Origin of the sequence: Treponema bryantii (genome assembly GCF_900113965.1) — a bacterium.
GTDB classification, from domain to species: Bacteria; Spirochaetota; Spirochaetia; order Treponematales; family Treponemataceae; genus Treponema_D; species Treponema_D bryantii_A.
Map to the genome: position 1 here is coordinate 171800 of NZ_FORI01000001.1, position 17952 is coordinate 189751.

The 17952-nt window shown below is 37.0% G+C and carries 15 protein-coding genes; 11 read left to right on the forward strand and 4 right to left on the reverse strand.

Features of this window, described 5'->3' with window-relative positions; translation table 11 throughout:
• Positions 1-115: 115 nt before the first annotated feature.
• From BM161_RS00755 to BM161_RS00765, 3 genes are read left to right on the forward strand one after another with little or no spacing between them, the layout of a single operon-like run.
• The gene (locus tag BM161_RS00755; RefSeq protein ID WP_074929752.1) at positions 116-610 is read left to right on the forward strand and encodes a deoxycytidylate deaminase; all 495 of its coding nucleotides are present in this window, start codon (positions 116-118) and stop codon (positions 608-610) included.
• Positions 603-1508 carry a hypothetical protein gene (locus BM161_RS00760; RefSeq protein WP_074929753.1) on the forward strand — a complete coding sequence of 302 codons (906 nt, stop codon included), beginning with the start codon at positions 603-605 and terminating at the stop codon, positions 1506-1508. Before BM161_RS00755 ends, BM161_RS00760 begins: the two co-directional genes overlap by 8 nt.
• Positions 1509-1548: 40 nt before the next feature.
• Positions 1549-2331: an amidohydrolase family protein gene (locus BM161_RS00765; protein ID WP_083425614.1), complete on the forward strand. Its 783-nt coding sequence runs from the start codon at positions 1549-1551 to the stop codon at positions 2329-2331.
• Here the strand turns inward: BM161_RS00765 and mnmA are convergent.
• Positions 2321-3499, reverse strand: a complete 1179-nt coding sequence (mnmA, locus tag BM161_RS00770) for a tRNA 2-thiouridine(34) synthase MnmA (RefSeq protein ID WP_074929757.1) — start codon at positions 3497-3499, stop codon at positions 2321-2323. The two genes, BM161_RS00765 and mnmA, sit on opposite strands and share 11 nt — an antisense overlap.
• A 121-nt stretch (positions 3500-3620) precedes the next feature.
• Here mnmA and BM161_RS00775 point away from each other — a divergent pair, with 121 nt between their 5' ends.
• From BM161_RS00775 to BM161_RS00795, 5 genes are all read left to right on the forward strand, one after another.
• A complete protein-coding gene (locus BM161_RS00775; protein WP_074930238.1) occupies positions 3621-4541 on the forward strand; it encodes a DHH family phosphoesterase in 921 nt (306 codons plus the stop codon).
• Positions 4542-4627: 86 nt separating this feature from the next.
• The gene (locus BM161_RS00780; RefSeq protein ID WP_074929758.1) at positions 4628-5329 is read left to right on the forward strand and encodes an AzlC family ABC transporter permease; all 702 of its coding nucleotides are present in this window, start codon (positions 4628-4630) and stop codon (positions 5327-5329) included.
• Complete coding sequence (locus tag BM161_RS00785; RefSeq protein ID WP_074929759.1) at positions 5329-5637, forward strand: AzlD domain-containing protein; 309 nt, start codon at positions 5329-5331, stop codon at positions 5635-5637. The genes BM161_RS00780 and BM161_RS00785 overlap by 1 nt, the downstream gene beginning before the upstream one ends.
• A gap of 17 nt (positions 5638-5654) precedes the next feature.
• Positions 5655-6563 carry a carbohydrate kinase family protein gene (locus BM161_RS00790; protein WP_074929761.1) on the forward strand — a complete coding sequence of 303 codons (909 nt, stop codon included), beginning with the start codon at positions 5655-5657 and terminating at the stop codon, positions 6561-6563.
• A 47-nt stretch (positions 6564-6610) separates the two neighbouring features.
• On the forward strand, positions 6611-7258 hold the full coding sequence (locus BM161_RS00795; RefSeq protein ID WP_074930240.1) for an HAD family hydrolase: 648 nt from the start codon (positions 6611-6613) through the stop codon (positions 7256-7258).
• Between the two features lies 1 nt (position 7259).
• Here the strand turns inward: BM161_RS00795 and BM161_RS00800 are convergent, their stop codons facing one another.
• Entirely contained in the window at positions 7260-8387 is a 1128-nt protein-coding gene (locus BM161_RS00800) for a S41 family peptidase (protein WP_074929763.1), read from the reverse strand.
• 184 nt (positions 8388-8571) lie between these two features.
• Here BM161_RS00800 and BM161_RS00805 point away from each other — a divergent pair, with 184 nt between their 5' ends.
• Complete coding sequence (locus BM161_RS00805; protein WP_218150232.1) at positions 8572-10128, forward strand: glycoside hydrolase family 43 protein; 1557 nt, start codon at positions 8572-8574, stop codon at positions 10126-10128.
• A complete protein-coding gene (locus tag BM161_RS00810) occupies positions 10115-10609 on the forward strand; it encodes a GNAT family N-acetyltransferase (protein WP_074929765.1) in 495 nt (164 codons plus the stop codon). The genes BM161_RS00805 and BM161_RS00810 overlap by 14 nt, the downstream gene beginning before the upstream one ends.
• Before the next feature lie 1227 nt (positions 10610-11836).
• Here BM161_RS00810 and gyrA read toward each other — a convergent pair.
• Together gyrA and gyrB are read right to left on the reverse strand one after the other, a co-directional pair.
• On the reverse strand, positions 11837-14353 hold the full coding sequence (gene gyrA, locus BM161_RS00815) for a DNA topoisomerase (ATP-hydrolyzing) subunit A (protein ID WP_074929767.1): 2517 nt from the start codon (positions 14351-14353) through the stop codon (positions 11837-11839).
• A 43-nt stretch (positions 14354-14396) separates the two neighbouring features.
• Positions 14397-16322 carry a DNA topoisomerase (ATP-hydrolyzing) subunit B gene (gyrB, locus tag BM161_RS00820; RefSeq protein WP_074929768.1) on the reverse strand — a complete coding sequence of 642 codons (1926 nt, stop codon included), beginning with the start codon at positions 16320-16322 and terminating at the stop codon, positions 14397-14399.
• Between the two features lie 183 nt (positions 16323-16505).
• On the opposite strand from gyrB, the gene dnaA reads away from it, so the two are divergent.
• The gene (dnaA, locus tag BM161_RS00825; RefSeq protein WP_074929770.1) at positions 16506-17930 is read left to right on the forward strand and encodes a chromosomal replication initiator protein DnaA; all 1425 of its coding nucleotides are present in this window, start codon (positions 16506-16508) and stop codon (positions 17928-17930) included.
• Positions 17931-17952 lie beyond the last annotated feature (22 nt).

The following is a 17952-nucleotide window of genomic DNA, read 5'->3' on the forward strand; positions in this document are numbered from 1 at the left end:
TGAAAAATACTTAAATTTAAGGTTACCTTCAGAATTCCGTTTTGTCAAATTAATTGAATATTATTGTACGTTTTGTAAATTTTTGACATAATAGAAAAAAAACGAGGAACACGCCATGAATAATAAAATTCCAAAACGCGCAGATTATATTTCCTGGGACGAATACTTTATGGGAGTTGCAAAACTTGCAAGCTTCCGTTCTAAGGATCCAAACTCACAGGTTGGTGCCTGCATTGTAGGTCAGGACAATAAAATTCTTTCTATGGGATACAATGGTTTTCCTCGTGGCTGTTCAGATGACGAATTCCCTTGGGCGCGTGAAGGCGATACTCTCGAAACAAAATATGCATACGTAACTCACAGTGAACTCAACGCAATCTTAAACTATCGCGGCGGTTCACTTGAAGGCTGCAAAATCTATGTTACACTTTTCCCTTGCAATGAATGTGCAAAAGCTATTATTCAGAGCGGAATTAAAACTGTAGTTTATGCAGAAAATAAATATGATGGAACTCCATCTGTAGAAGCATCTAAAAAATTAATGAATGCCGCTGGTGTACGCTACTATCAGTACCAGCCGACAGGAAAAAAGCTGGAAATCAATGTCTAAGACTGTTTCCACTAATAAACTCTTTCTCATTTTTATTTTCCTCCTAGCATTTTCTTTTCAGAGCTGTAAAACAACCCGCTCTCTTGTAAAAGATTCTTTTGAGCCGGGTGCTCCCGAAGATACTCATTTTATTCTGGCTCATGATATTGTTTTTCCTGAAATTGAAGGAACTTACAAATACATTTTTTTCCGTCTTTATAATCCTGCTTATAAAAATCCACTTTATATTGCAAACATTCTTAAAAACGGAATTTCACTCACTAAAACTGAAGATGTTCCAGATTTAAGTCATGCTTCAATGAATTTCACTCTGGATGATAATTACTACGGACTTACACTTGGTGGCGAATATCAGCTTGCAGAAGAAGAATGTGCCTTACCTCAGAACAATAAGTACATGAAAAACTGCGATCCTACAAAATCTGAGCAGATTACTTATGCACTCAAAGTTTCTGAAGAAGAATATCAAAAAACAAAAGACTTCGTAACAAAATATGTTCAAAGTACTGATATTAATTACGCTTCAAGTTTAAACTTTAAAATAGCTCTTTTCAGTATTAAAAGAAAATTCTTTACACCAAAAGATCATAAACAGTTTGGTTCAGTTGTCTATCCTTCAGATGCAAACAATAAGAAAGTTGATTTAGACAATGATGATGAAATCTTAAATAATTTTGTGTGTTCAACTTTTGTGGGCTACGTTCTTTATAATAATGTTGATAGCGTTACAGAGTTTTTCGATGAAAATGATATTAAATATGAATATTTAAACGTTACAGACATCTCTTTAATCCCGGGCATTGTTCCACTCTTTTATTCAAACTGGGACAACTATCCGGAAGCCGCTCGTGCCTTTGTTGAAAAGTATCCGGAATTTAAGGAATACTTAAATAATTAAATTTGACTAAATTTTACTAAAACTGTATTCTTTTGGCATTATGATTATCGATTTCCACTGTCACATTTATCCTGCCAAAATTGCTGAAAAAGCATCTAAAAGTGTCGGCGATTTTTATAACTACCCTATGCAGTATCATGGAAGCCCTGAAGAACTTCTTGAAAGTGGTTCAAAAATCGGTGTTTCAAAATATGTTGTTTTACCGGTAGCCACAAAACCAATGCAGGTAGAACCTTCAAATAATTTTATTATTGAACAATGTGAAGAGCATCCGGAGTTTATTGGCTTTGGAACCATGCACCCGGATTATGATAATTATGAAGCAGAACTTCATAGAATTAAAGCCGCAGGCCTTCGTGGTATAAAACTTCATTCCGATTTTCAAAAGTTCCAGATTGATGCTGCACGCATGGATTCTGTATATGATATTATGACAGATCTTGAATTGCCGCTGATTATGCATGCAGGTGATAAGCGTTATGATTTTTCTGGTCCGCAGCGCATCTTAAATCTTCATAAAAAACACCCTAAGCTCACTTTGATTGCAGCGCATTTTGGTGGTTATACTGAATGGGATAAATCAATGGAATATCTTGCTGGTGAAGATGTTTATTTTGACACCTCAAGTACACTTGAATGGCTGCCAGTTGAAAAAGCAAATGAAATGATTCGCAAACACGGTGTAGAAAAGTTCTTGTTTGCTTCTGATTTCCCAATGTGGGATCACGAAGGAGAACTTGAGCGCTTCAACCGTCTTGATTTGACGGAAGAAGAACGCGAAATGATTTTCCACAAAAACGCAGAAAAATTACTTAAACTGTAAAGGCTTTAAAAATCACGCCGCCGCCAACAATCACACCGTCTTTATACAGCACGGCAGACTGTCCCGGCGCAACCGCTCTCTGAGGCTCAGCAAAAGTAATCTTCCATGGCTGTCCGCGATATTTAACCGCTTCCTCATCATCACAAATATATTTCTCAATATGGGCCGCAGCCGGCTTACTAGCCAGTCTGATTTTTACCATAGCGTCAAAACCTTCTGATGGTTCTACCCCTGCAGGCCATACAAAATCATCAGCTATAAGAGCATTAGAATTAAGAGCTTCGTTTGGAGCAAGCACTACAACATTATTCTTTGCATCAATTGAGTGAACATAAACCGGATAATTTACCGCAACTCCAAGTCCGCGGCGTTGTCCTACAGTGTAATGCTCAATTCCACGGTGCTTACCAAGAACGTGGCCGTCCAGATCAATAATATCGCCTGGAACAGAAGGTTTATCGGCAAACAGTACATCAAAATACTCTTCACCAATAAAATCCTGGCTTTCTTCGCGATTTGCTGCTTCAAGATTAGCCTCTTTCGCCAGAGCAAAAACATCAGTTTTTTTCATTACAGCAAGAGGAAAACGCACTTTTTCAAGGGTTTCTGAAGGAATTCTGTACAAAAAGTATGTCTGATCTTTAGAAACATCTTCCGCACCAGCAATCATGCAAGGACGCTTATCAGATCCAAAAAGCCCTGTTTCTGGTCTAACAATTTTTGCATAATGACCGGTACAGAAATAATCATATTTAATTCCAAGCTTTTCAATTCCAGTAAGAAGAGCTCCAAATTTAATCAGCATATTACAGCGGATACACGGATTTGGTGTACGACCACTTCTGTATTCACTCTTAAAATATTCAAGGATTTCCTGTTTATAAGTTTCCTTTACATCAATAACATGATACTCAATTCCATGAACCTCGCAGAAACGCTTACATTCCTCAATATTTTCTTCTTCACCCGGGCCAAAGCAGGCTTCACGGGTTTTTGTGCCTGTGTGAATTTCAGGAAGACTACCATCCCAAAGCGACATAGTTGCACCAATAACTTTACAACCTTTCTGTAAAAGTAAAAGAGCGGTAAGTGTAGAATCTACACCACCAGACATTCCAACAACAACTGTATCGCCTGCTTTAGGCATTTCCTGCATTTCGTAAATCATATACCTACTATATCACAAGGTTAAATAATATAAAAGTAAATTTAAAAATATCTTTTTTGAGAATTCAATGTTAAAATATATTAACTATTAACAAAAAATTAAGGGGATAGATTATATGGGTATGAGACTTGTAACTCGTTCAGATTTTGACGGACTTGCCTGTGGCGCCTTGCTGCTTGAGGCAGGTATAATTGATCACTGGAAGTTTGCGCATCCAAAAGATTTACAGGACGGGCTCGTTCCAATCGACAGCAACGACTGTCTTGCTAATGTTCCATTTGTAGAAGGTTGTGGTCTTTGGTTTGACCATCACTCTAGTGAATTTGAACGAAATCAGCTCGAAGGAAAATATAAGGGAGAAAGTCGCATTACTCCTTCTTGTGCTCGTATTATTTATGAATATTATGGCGGAAAAGAAAAATTCCCTAACTTTGATGATCTCATGGTAGCCGTTGATAAGGTTGATTCAGGAAATCTTACAATAGACGAAATTCAGAACCCACAGGGCTGGATTCTTGTAGGATTTTTAATGGACCCACGTACAGGTCTTGGACGCTGGCGTGAATTCACAGTTTCAAATTACCAGCTGATGGAAAAACTGATGGTTGCCTGCCGCGACAAATCAACGGAAGAAATTCTTGCAATGCCAGATGTAAAAGAGCGTATTGAAGTTTATAATGAACAGACAGAAAAGTTCAAAGAAATGGTAAAAGCTCATACAACTGTAGAAGGTAATCTGATTATTTCAGACCTCCGTGGTGTTGATCCAATCTATACTGGAAACCGCTTTATGATTTACAGTATGTATCCTGATCAGAATATTTCTGCCTGGATTGTAAGCGGACGCGGTGGTCAGGGCTGTTCTGCAGCAGTTGGCTACAGCATCTTAAATAAAACAAGCAAAGTAAACGTTGGAAGCCTTATGCTGAAATACGGCGGCGGCGGACACGAAAAGGTAGGAACCTGCCAGTTCTCAAATGAGAACATGGAATCAGATCTTCCTAAGATGTTAGCTGAGCTTAAGGGTTTGGCAAACGCCTAACAATCTGATAAAATAATAAACGGTGGTATCGGAACCTGAACTAAGTCAAAGGTCGAAACCACCGTTTTTCTTTTTTGGGTGGGAATATGAAAAATAAAGTTTTTCTCGAAGGAATGCGCGACGGTGTGCCTATTGGTCTTGGTTATTTTGCCGTAGCCTTTTCACTTGGAATCGTTGCTCGTAATGCCGGTCTAACTCCAATTCAGGGATTCATTGCAAGCTTCTTCTGTGTTGCCTCTGCTGGTGAATATGCACTTTTCACTTCTATTCAGCAAGCTGCTTCTTTTCTTGAAATTGCAATAATTACACTTGTTGTAAATGCCCGCTACCTTCTTATGAGCACTGCCCTTACCCAGCGCTTTGATCCTAAAACTCCCCTCATTCACAGATTCCTAGTTGGATTTGGAGTTACAGATGAAATCTTTGGAATTACTATCGCAAGACCAAGCTATATAAATCCTGTTTATAATTACGGCGCAATTTTTGTAGCAATACCTCTGTGGAGCATTGGAACTTCTCTCGGTATTATTGCCGGAAACTTTTTACCTGCCCGTGTTGTAAGTGCACTCTCTGTAGCACTCTATGGTATGTTCCTTGCCATCATTGTTCCACCAGCAAAAAAGAATCTTGTAATTATGATTTCTGTATTAGTGAGTTTTGCTGCAAGCTATGCATGCACAAAACTACCGTACGTTAGTCAACTATCCAGCGGTACAAGAACTATCATTCTTACAGTTGTAATTGCAACTATAGTTGCTTTGGTTAAACCAATTTCAGAGGAACAATAATGAATCTCTATATATACTTATCAATCTTCACAGCATTCTTTGTCTCATACCTCATTCGTGTACTGCCTCTTACCCTTATCCGTAAACCGATAAAAAACAGATTTATAAAATCATTCTTATACTACGTTCCATACATCACACTTGCAGTAATGACTTTCCCTGCTATTGTAGAAGCAACACAATCTCCAATTGCTGGAATCATTGCACTTGTTGTCGGAATCCTGCTTTCATACTTTGGAGCCGGATTATTCCCTGTTGCCTGTGCATGTTGTGCTGTAGTTTTCGTTTCTGAGTTTTTTCTTGTATAATCTTTACTGAGGTTTTTATGAAGAATATTTTGTGTTCAGGAAATGTTTCCGTTGATATTAAAGCTTATTCTGCAGAAGTTGATGATACAGAAGCTTACCGCGAAGGTTCTATCGAGCTAGTTCCTGGTGGAGTTGGCCGTGGAATGGCAATCAATCTTAAACATCTTGGCTTAAATACTTTCATTCATTCTGTAGTTGGAAAAGACATTTTTGGTGAATATTTGCGTGGTGGCCTTGAGGAAGAAGGCGTAAATACAACTCTGCTTGGTGAAAGTAAAGAACGCAAAACTGCCCTTTTTTCTGTAATGGCAAGCCGTGGAAAGAGCGCAACCTGTGTTTACTCAACACAAATTCTTAAAGAAATTACATTTGATGAACAGGTAGAAAAGGTAATTAAAGATAATGATATTTCTGCCTTTGTTATGGATTCAAATCTTTCTGATGAAACTCTTGCTGGCTTTTACAACTACAAAAAAACACATCCAGAAATCTTTGTATTCCAGAACGCAACAGCTCCAGATATTGCGCGAAAAACAATGCAATATGCACCATTAATTGACCTTTTTGGCTGTAATGAGTATGAGGCAGCTGCAATTCTTGGAGAATCTTCAGTACTTCCAGACCTCACCACTGCAGATAAATTTCAGGCCTTAGGATATAAAAACTTTATCATTACCTTTGGAGAACAGGGCGTAATGGTAAGAATCGGCAACGAAACCTGGAATGAACCACCATACACCCCTTCACAGATTGTAGATACAATTGGTGCAGGTGACGCATTTGCCTCAGGCTTTTTAATGGGCTTCCTTGAAGGAGATCCTGTAAAACGCTGTATTCACTATGGCCTTACCTGTGCCAAAGAAACACTTCTAACACGCGATACAGTAAGCAGCAAACTTTCTAAAAGCTTCCTGGAGCAATACTAATTGCTGCGGTGGTTGAGCTTGTCGAAACCACCGGCTATAATATTTCTATGTTCGACTATCTCTTCTTCGATCTCGACGGAACTCTTACTGATCCTGCCCCTGGAATTACAAACTCATTTAAATATGCTCTTAAATACTTTGGACGCGAAATACCCTCGTATGAAACTTTATGCACTTTTATAGGTCCGCCACTACAAGACTCGTTTAAGAATCTGCTTCATTTTGAAGATGATAAAATACCAGATGCAATAAAAAAGTACAGAGAATACTTTGCAGAAAAAGGCTTGTTTGAGAATTCAGTTTATCCTGGAATTCCCGAGCTGCTTTCCACACTCAAGCAAAATGATAAAAAACTGGTTGTTGCAACTTCTAAACCGGAAGATTTTTCCATCCGCATTATTGAACACTTTGGACTTTCACAATACTTTGAAAATGTCTGTGGTAGCCTCAAAGATCAAACACGTACAAAAAAAGATGAAGTAATTGAATTTGCAATTGAAAGAAATCAAATATCTGATAAATCAAAAATCTTGATGATTGGTGACCGCAAGCACGATATTCTGGGTGCAAAAAAAGTCGGCCTCAAATCCTGTGGAGTTCTTTTTGGTTATGGAAGCCGCGAAGAACTCGAAACAGCCGGAGCCGACTTTATAGCAGAAAATGTTTCACGATTAGACAAAATCTGTCTTCAGTAAATTATTTAAACTCAATACCAGTTACATCTACTCCAAGATCTGTGAGCACAGAAGCCATTGTTTCTGTAGTTGCCCAGACATCAGGTTCATAACCTTTACCATCACCAAGATAGTTAGACGGAAGATTTTTTCTGAAATTTGAATAACCAAAATAAAGTACCACATCCTTATTTACATTAGAATAAACCTGACAGTTTCCATAATTCTGCATTCCACCAGAATGTGTTCCTACAAGCAGGCGCTTAAATTTTAGACCATTCACACCAAAAATATGCCATACCTCACCAGAACTAAAACTCCAGTTATCCTGCAGTACAATTACAGTTCCCTTATATTTAAGGTTATTCAAATCTTTTCTCAAGAGAATCTGTGGAAAATCTGAACCACCTTGATTGGATCTTGAATCAAGAATAATAAAATCTTTATTTACAGCCTTTAGAGCAACCTTCTGCAGATTTTTATTGTACAAATCATTTTCTACTCCACAACCTGTAAATCTTACGTAATAAGAATTTGAAGTCTCTTTTTCAAAATATATATTTGCAGGATCTTTACTTTTTTTACTACCTTCATCATAAGCAGTATTCTGATTATATGAAAACTCCCTTACATTAAGCTGAAAATGGCAGTCTTCTATATATTTATCTAATAATGTTTTTAAATCCTTTGTGTTATTAATCTTATAAAATTGTTTTTTATTAAATCCTTTTTTCTTCATTTCAGAAAAACCTGCATATTTTGAACTTAGACTGTCCCAAATAAATTCAAGATCAGTTTTTGTGACTGGAATATTTATATTAAATAATTCAGGAAAATATTTTTCCATAAATGATACAGATAGAAATGCTGAATCTATCCCATTATTTGGATCAATTTCAATACTAAAATCTTCTTTATTAAGAAATTTTATAATTCCATCTTTACAAGATGATTCATATAAATTTCTATAACTCGAACGAGATTGCCATGCAAAAACCATAGTACCAATCAGATTGTTATATTTTTCCGGCGCATCTGTTACCAGATAATAAACATAATTTTCATAAGGTACTTCCTGAACATTCCAGTCATTTGCAAAAACAAATGAGCCCAACATCAGCAAAATTGCTACCAAACTTTTTCTTATCATAATATCCTCCTAAGATAAATTATGTATCTTAATAATAAACTACCGTTAGTAAGTTTACAAGCATTTTATTTAACTGTATTCTAAATATAGAAACATGAAACTTTTTAGCCGAAACTACCGATTGTTAATTACAACAGTCGGAATTATTCTGTTAGCAATACTACCATTCGTAAGGAATAGAAAAATGAATATGGAAAAAAATACAACCAGCCAAACTAACGAAAGTCAGGTTATGAAAACTGCTTCCTCTTATATAATCCCAGCCGATTTCCCGGATCCAGATATCATCCTTGTAGACGACACCTATTACATGGTAAGCACAACAATGCACTTTATGCCAGGCTGCGTAATTCTGCGTTCATATAATCTTGTAAACTGGGAACATGCAGCATACGTATTTGACGAACTTGAACCAACTCCAGGACAGACTCTCAAAGACAATAAAGGTGTTTATGGAAAGGGTATGTGGGCTGCCTGTCTTCGTCATCATAACGGTAAATTCTATATCACTTTTGTCGCAAACGATACTCATAAAACATATTTATACACAGCAGACGAAATCGAAGGACCATGGATTAAATCTGAGATAAAAGGCTTTTTCCATGATATGTCTCTTCTTTTTGATGATGATGGAAGAGTTTACTGTGTAAGCGGTAATATGAACATTCATCTTACAGAAATGGAGCCAGATCTCTCTGGACCAAAGGATGGAGGAATAAATAAGGTTATTATTCAGGATAATCCCGAAAATGTAATATTAGGCTATGAAGGAAGCCATATTTATAAAATAAACGGAAAATACTACATCTTCTTTATCCACATGCCAAAAGGGAAGATGCGTACACAAGCCTGCTTTGTTTCAGACAAAATTGACGGGCCATATACCGGAAAAGATGTTTTATGCTCAGACCTTGCAGGATGGAACAGCGGAACAGCTCAGGGTGGAATTGTTCAGGCAAATAATGGAAACTGGTATTCAATAGTCTTCCAGGATCACGGAGCATTAGGAAGAATTCCAGTATTAGTTCCTGTAAAGTTTGTAGATGATTTCCCAATCTTTGGAGCTGCCGGATTTGCACCAAAACAGATATCAGTTCCAGATAATCGCCCGGATTACGAATATAAACCACTTTATAGCAATGACTTTACAAATCCCGCATGGCAGTGGAATCATATTCCAGATAAAAATCTCACAAGCGTAAATTCATCTACATTCACAGTAAAAACTGATAAAACCTGTATAAATGTAGTTCAAGCTTCAAATACTCTCACTCAAAGAACTTTTACAGAACACTGCAGCGGAAAAGTAACTGTAAACGCCTCAGAAATCAACGAAGGAGATATTACAGGCTTATGTGCTCTTGAAGGTGAATATGGATTTATCGGAATTACTAAAAAAGATGGAAAACTCCTGCTTATTACAGCAGAACACAAGATTCCATACACTCCATGGAGTATGGGAGTATATGATACAGAAAAACCTGTAATAATCTCAGAAAAAGAAATAAGTACTTCTGAAATAACTCTAAAAGCAACATTTAATCTGGAACATACAAAAGAGAATGTGCAATTCAGCTATTTTGATAATGAAAGTGGTGAATATGTTAATTTTGGAGAACCTGTAAAGCTTCGCTATACTCTGGATCAATTTGTTGGTGTAAGATTTGCATTATTCTGTTATTCAACAGAAAAAGCAGGAGGAAAAGCAACATTTAAGGAGTTTAAACTTGAATTACTCTAAAGCAAATATCAATAATCTCGAAGAAATATATTCTTTATATCAAAATGCCATAATTGCCATGGAAAAGGATAATATTCACCAGTGGGATGAAATATATCCGGATAAAGACATTCTGAAAGAAGATATTACAAAAAATAAGATGTATATTGGCAAAACAGATAATAAAATTGCAGTTTGCTTTGTTTTAAGCGAAGAATGTGATGAAGAATACAAAAACGGCTGCTGGAAGTATCCTGATAGCCGATTTAATGTAATTCACAGATTATGTGTAAACCCTTTGTTCCAGAACCAGGGAATTGCAGCAAAAACCCTGGAATATATTGAAAATCTCAGTAAATCTGAAGGATATGATTCTATACGCCTGGATTGCTTTACTCAAAACCCATATTCCATAAAATTATATGATAAAGCCGGATATTCCATTACAGGATACGCAGACTGGCGAAAAGGCCGGTTTGAACTCCGGGAAAAGAAGCTGTAAGCAGTATATTAATAGAATTGAGCAATATATGCGTATCTTCCAATGAAATATCTGTAGATATGCATAATTTCATAGAAACCTTATAAAACCCTTGAAATATTAAAAAACAGCGAATATCTAGAAGAATATCTGAGGATATATTATCTTTTCCAACCTAAATCTATATATATGCTAAAAAGCTCTAATTAATATTGATTTTAATTTTAAACAACCGAACATTCATTAATTTTAAATGAAAACGAACGTTTATTAGTTTTTAAACCTACCGAACGACCGTTAATTGATTTTCACATACAATGTTTCACATGAAACATTTATGACCCACGGATCCATGAACAGAGTCGAAGGGATCTAGTATTTATAAATAAACTGTTGCTTAGACAACGCTCAGCATCCGTAGTAATCGTTTATGTTTCACGTGGAACATAAACGATTCATATTTATGTAAGAAGAATGTTCCACGTGAAACACACTATTCCTCTACACTAATATATTTCAACTTTAGATTTTCATAATTGAGTTTGATTTAGAATACTACTGTTTCACATGAAACATTATGATCTCGGGATACTTAAGCAGATTCGAAGGGATCTTCTTAAGATCATCTAAAGATTGCTTCGACTTCGCTCAGCAACCATAATTTGTATTAATGTTTCACATGAAACATCCAGAATTATTATTAATTAAACAATACTCAGATCTGCTTTTTCATGTTCCACGTGAAACACTAAACACCACTCCCCTACCCTACTCTGATTTTTGATTGTATGGATTTTCTATATTTGGATTGTCTTTGTTTCACATGAAACATTTCTTAAGCACAAACAATATCCCTTTGACTCCACTCAGGGATCGAGGATTTCAGTTTAATGATTACTGAGCGGAATCGAAGTAATCATTAATATGCAAATTGTTTCACATGAAACTTTTCCACCAAATCCACAGAGTTATCCACAATAATTCAAAATGTGGATAACTTGTTGATAATGTGGATAACTTTGTAACTGGATTTTTTCACGTGAAACAAAAAGGCTGACCGTATATAACCGGTCAGCCTTCTGCCTGATGCATATATATTATCACCCTAGAACTAAAAACTTTTATTAATAGCTCATACCCTTTACAAATATTATTAAACAAAAAAATTATTTTGTCAATAATTAAATTTGTTTTTCTAACTAACGATTGTTAGTTGTTAAAACTTCCTTTCGTTAGTTAGGAGAAATATTACTCGTTGTCGTCTTTGTCCTGAACTTTATCAAGTCCAACGATAAAGTCTGGTTCAGTAACACGAACTACGTTTACACCAGAAGCTCCTGTTCCCTGTTCCTTAATGTCTGTAGCCTTAAAGCGCAGTGTCTTACCCTGGCTTGTCATGCAGACAACTTCATCTTTATCTTTAACGTTGATAGCGCCGATGATTTCACCTTTAGATTCTGTGTTTCCAAAGATTCTCTGTCCGCCTGTTCCACGTCCATGAACTGAATACAGGTCGAAAGAAATTCTCTTTCCTACACCCTTCTCTGTCAGTAAAATCATGTTTGCATCTTTTTCAACTTTTACGGCTGCAGCAATTTCATCGCCTTCAGAAAGCTTCATTCCCTTAATACCACAGCTTGCACGTCCCATAAGACGAACTGAATCTTCTGTAATACGAAGAGCTTTACCACGGCGGGAAATCAACATAACTTCACAATCACCAGTTGTAGGAATTGCACTAATCAGCTTGTCGTTATCATTAAGCTTAATTCCGATGATACCGCGTGTCTTTGCGTTCTGGAACTCTGTAGAGCGAACCTTCTTTACAACACCCTGAGCAGTTGTCATAAAGAGGTAGAGGTCGTCTGAAAATTCTTTGAGTGAAACTACTGTTGTAATTTCCTCATCTGGTCCAACCTGGAGAAGTCCCTTGATATGAGCACCACGGGCAGCCTTTTCACTTTCCGGAATCTCATGAATCTTCATCCAGTAAGCACGGCCAAGGTTAGTTATGAATAACAGGTGTTCCTTTGTAGAACCGATGAACAACTGATTAACGTAGTCGTCATCAAGAAGGTTGGTACCGTTACTTCCGGTTCCTCCCCTACCCTGCTTTTTGTATTTATCAGCTGGAACACGTTTGATGTAACCCATACGGGAAATCATTACAACCATGTCCTCATCTTTAATCATGTCTTCAACGTTGATCTGTTCAACTTCGCTTGCTACGATTTCTGTACGGCGGTCATCACCATACTTTTCTGCAAGGCTGCGAGTCTCATCTTTGATAAGACCAAGAATCTTGTTGTGGTCTGCAAGAAGTCCTTCGAGGTAATCAATGAGTGCCTGAAGTTCTTTAATCTCTTTCTGGAGATCTTCGATGAGCAAGTGTGTGAGGCGCTTGAGTTGCATATCAACAATTGCCTGTGCCTGCTCATCATCAAAGTTGAATCTCTTTTCGAGTTTAAGTTTTGCATCTTCTGTATTTTCAGAGCTCTTGATAATCTGAATAACTTCATCAATGTTATTGATAGCAGTAATCAGAGCTTCCAAAATATGCATTCGGTGCTTAGCAACTTTTAAATCATAAATTGTACGGCGTGTAATAACTTCGTCGCGGTGATTTACAAAGTGCTGGATAAGCTGCTTGAGTGTAAGAACTTCCGGCTTAAGATAAGTTGGTGGCAATGTAAGCATGCCAGGCTCATCATAACGTGGAGCTCCTTCTTTTACCTGTGGAACAAGTGCAAGATTGATTACACCAAAGTTAGACTGTAAATCTGTTTTAGCAAAAAGCTGGTTCAGAACGATCTTTGTAATTGCGCCTTTTTTAAGATCAACTACAAGACGCATACCTGAACGATCTGAAGATTCATCATTTGCATTTACAACACCATCAATCTGCTTATCGCGAACAAGCTCTTTGATACGACGGATAATGTTTGTTGTATTTACGCCGTAAGGAACTTCTGTAAATACGATTGATTCCTTACCACGCTTATCAGTTTCAATTGTGAACTTAGAACGGATAACAATTTTACCGCGTCCTGTTGTATATGCTTTTTTGATTCCGGCTGTACCGTAAATAATACCTCCGGTTGGGAAGTCCGGACCCTTTATATGATGCATGAGCTCTTCAACAGAAATCTCATTGTTATCAATGTAGGCACAGATTGCGTCTGCTACTTCACGAAGGTTATGTGTCGGCATGTTTGTAGCCATACCAACGGCAATACCTGTTGTACCGTTACAAAGCAGGAATGGAAATTTAGAAGGAAGAACTGCAGGTTCATCGCAGGTATCATCAAAGTTGCGAACCATATCTACAGTGTTCTTGTTGATGTCGCTTGTCATCTCTTCGGTGATCTTTGACATCTTAGCCTCAGTATATCGGTAAGCAGCTGGAGGGTCACCGGCGATTGTACCGAAGTTTCCCTGTGGAGTTACTGTTGTATAACGCTGAGCAAAATCCTGTCCAAGACGAACGAGTGCATCATATACAGAAGCATCTCCATGTGGATGGTAGTGTCCCAAAACTTCACCAACGATGGTAGCACATTTTTTTGTCTTTCCACCGCTCGCAAGATGAAGTGTATCCATAGCATACATGATACGTCTATGAACAGGCTTAAGACCATCACGAACATCTGGCAAAGCACGCTGTACAATTACAGACATTGAGTAGTCAATGTATGCCTGCTTAACTTCGTCCTCAATTGGGATTTTAATGAGAGAGCCACCTTCGGCTGTTTTGATCTCTTCCATTGTTTATTTCCTTTTTACTAATTATCGTTAGTTAGTTTTTAGATTAGATATCCAAATTAGCATAGCTTGAGTTCTCTTCAATGAAGCGGCGGCGTGGCTCTACTTCTTCACCCATACATACGCTGAAAATTCTATCGGCTGCCATTGCATCTGGAATTGTTACAACTCGCATCTTACGGTGTGCAGGATCCATTGTTGTTTCCCAGAGCTGTTTACCATCCATTTCACCAAGACCCTTGTAACGCTGAACATCGGCTTTATCACGCTGGTCGCCAAGAGCATCCAGAGCAGCATCGCGTTCTGCATCACTGTAACAATAAACTGGATCTTTCTTACCAAGCTGAACTTTGAACAGCGGAGGCATAGCAAGATATACATAACCGTTTTCAATCAGCTTCGGCATGTAGCGGAAGAAGAAAGTCAAAAGCAATGTGCGGATATGTGAACCGTCGACATCGGCATCGGCCATGATGATGATTTTATGATAGCGGAGTTTGTCGATATTAAAATCTTTTCCAAAGCCTGCACCAAGAGAAGCAATTACAGGTTCAAGCTTATCGTTGTTCATTACTTTTTCAGGACGAACTTTTTCAACGTTAAGCATCTTTCCCCAGAGAGGAAGAATAGCCTGTGTCTTAGGGTCTCTACCCTTCTTGGCAGAACCACCCGCAGAGTCTCCCTCGACTATGTATACTTCGCAGAGTTCAGGATTTTTCATTGAACAGTCAGACAATTTTTCTGGAAGACCAAAGCCGTCACTCATTGTCTTTTTACGCATATTGTCTTTTGCCTTGCGGGCAGCAATACGTGCCTTAGCTTCATCGATAGCCTTTTTAAGAATAGCTTCTAGAACCTGAGGATTCTGTTCAAAATATATAGTGAGTTTTTCTTTTACAATTTGATCTACAATTGTGCGGACTTCTGTATTACCAAGTTTTTCCTTTGTCTGACCTTCAAACTCAGGCTCTGGAACTTTCATGGAAATTACTGCAGTAAGACCGCTGCTCAAATCTTCGTATGTAAGCTTTTCATCTTTATCAAGATTTTTCTTAAGCTTTTCATTTGCTTCAAAGAATTTGTTTAATGTAAAACGAACGGCGCTGCGGAAACCTTCAAGGTGTGTTCCACCATCACGAGTATTAATGTCGTTAACGAACGTTCGTACGTTTTCAGAGTATGAGGAATTATAATGCATAGAGATTTCTGTGATTACATCATCCTTTTCCTCTTTGATATAAATTGGTTCAGCTGGAACTACAGCCTTACCTTCATCTATTTCTTTTACGAATTCATTAATACCGCCTTCAAACTTCAAAACCTCTTCTTTAGGATTTTCAAGTCTTTCATCGCGGAAAATAATTACAACACCACTGTTAAGAAATGCAAGTTCGCGAAGACGATCACGAAGTACGTCATAATCATAAGTTGTTGTTTCTGTAAAGATTGTTTTATCAGCCTTCCAGCGGATTGTTGTTCCGTGTTCATTTTCTGGAATATCACCAATAACTTCTACTTTGGTTTTTGGAACACCACGTTCATATTTCTGCTGATAAACATGACCATCACGTTTAACAGTTGCTTCCATCCAGTCTGAAAGAGCATTAACGCAGGATACACCTACACCATGCAAACCGCCGGAAACCTTATATGAACCTTTATCAAACTTACCACCGGCATGAAGACGTGTAAGTACAAGTTCAAGAGCAGAGATTTTTTCTGTAGGGTGAATATCAACAGGAATACCACGTCCATTATCTTCAACGCGGCAAATATCGTCTCTTTCGAGTGCTACAACAACAGTATCACAAAAGCCTGCCATTGCTTCATCGATTGAGTTATCTACTGTTTCATAAACAAGGTGATGAAGTCCCCTCGGACCCGTTGAACCAATATACATACCAGGTCTTTTACGAACTGCTTCGAGTCCTTTAAGAACCTGGATGTTACTTGCACCGTAATCAGCTGACATATTTATATCCTTTTTTATGATTTTTTTCGAAATAAATGTCTAATATATAAGTAAATATATTAAAGTAGTTAATTTTACAAAATTTTTCCTTTAAATTCAATAAAGCTTGTAACTAACCAAGGTTAGTTTGAGAAAAATTACAAAATACTTGAAGAAAATCAGTAACTCTAGGATAATAAAAGAATGTCAGAAAATAATTATAAAGAAGCTTGGGAGTACACAATGAAAGTACTCCATGATAAATATAAATCAGAAAACAAAGGAGACGAATTTAAGCTTTGGTTTAACATGAAGTACGTTGAGGATACTATTGATACTATTACTGTGTCCGTTGCTAATAATTTTCTCCTCCAGTCAATGCAGAAAAGAGGACATTTTGACATTGTTCTTAAAAAGCTTAAAGAAATCACAGATCAGAATGACATTAAATTAAATGTTATTGTTGTAAAAGAAGAAAATATAGAATCAGAAAAATCAGATAAAACAGAATCAAACGAAGTTACAGAAGAAAAACCTGTAAAAGAAACTAAAGCTCCAGAAGCAAGTGAGCCTAAAAAAGCAAGTTTTAAAAAACATCAGTTACTTGATGAAGAATATACTTTTGATACTTTTATTCCAGGTGATAACAGTAGATTTGCATATAACGCAGCTATAGCAGTTGCAAACGAACCAGGTAAAAAATTCAATCCGATTCTTTTTTATGGTGGTTCCGGTCTTGGAAAAACTCACCTTATGCAGGCTATTGGAAATTATATCAATAATAACAACACTGAAAAATTAAAGATATGTTACGTATCTGCAGAAAGCTTTACAAATGAGTTTATTCTTTCTCTTAAAGAAAAAACAGAAAAGGCTTTCAAAAATAAATACAGAAATCTTGATGTTCTTTTACTTGATGATATTCACTTCCTTCAGGGAAAAGAATCTACTCAGGAAGAATTGTATCTTACCTTTGATGCTCTTTCACAGAAAAAAGCTCAGATGGTATTTACCTGTGACCGACCTATCCGTGAAATTAAAACTATGGCCGAAAGACTTGTAAGCCGTATTTCAAGCGGAATGTGTATCGATCTTCAGCCACCAAACTATGAAACCCGTTATGCAATTCTTCAGAAAAAAATTGAACTTCAGCACAGAACTCTTGAACCAGAAATCATAGATTATATTGCTAAGAATGTAGAAACTAACGTTCGTGAGCTTGAATCTGCTCTGGATAAAGTTCTTGGATACGAAGAGCTTATTGGTAAAAAATTAAATCTTGATATTGTAAAAAATCAGTTGAGAGATATTATCAATTCTAATTCAACTGAAAATATTTCGCTTGATATCATTCAAAAAGTAATCGCAGAAAATTTCCAGATTTCTGTTGCTGATTTGAAGAGTAAAAAGCGTGATAAAAAATTTGTAGTTCCACGTCAGATTGCAATTTATATTGCACGTGAACTTACTGAAATGGCTTATACAGAACTTGGTAATGAATTCGGTGGTAAAGATCATTCAACAATTATGACAGCTTATAGAAAGGTTGCTGAACAGGTTAAGATTGATTCAACACTGGAATCTAAGATCCAGCTTTATATGAGGGAAATTAAGGAATACAAGAAATAGTAAAAAATGTTGATAAATTGCC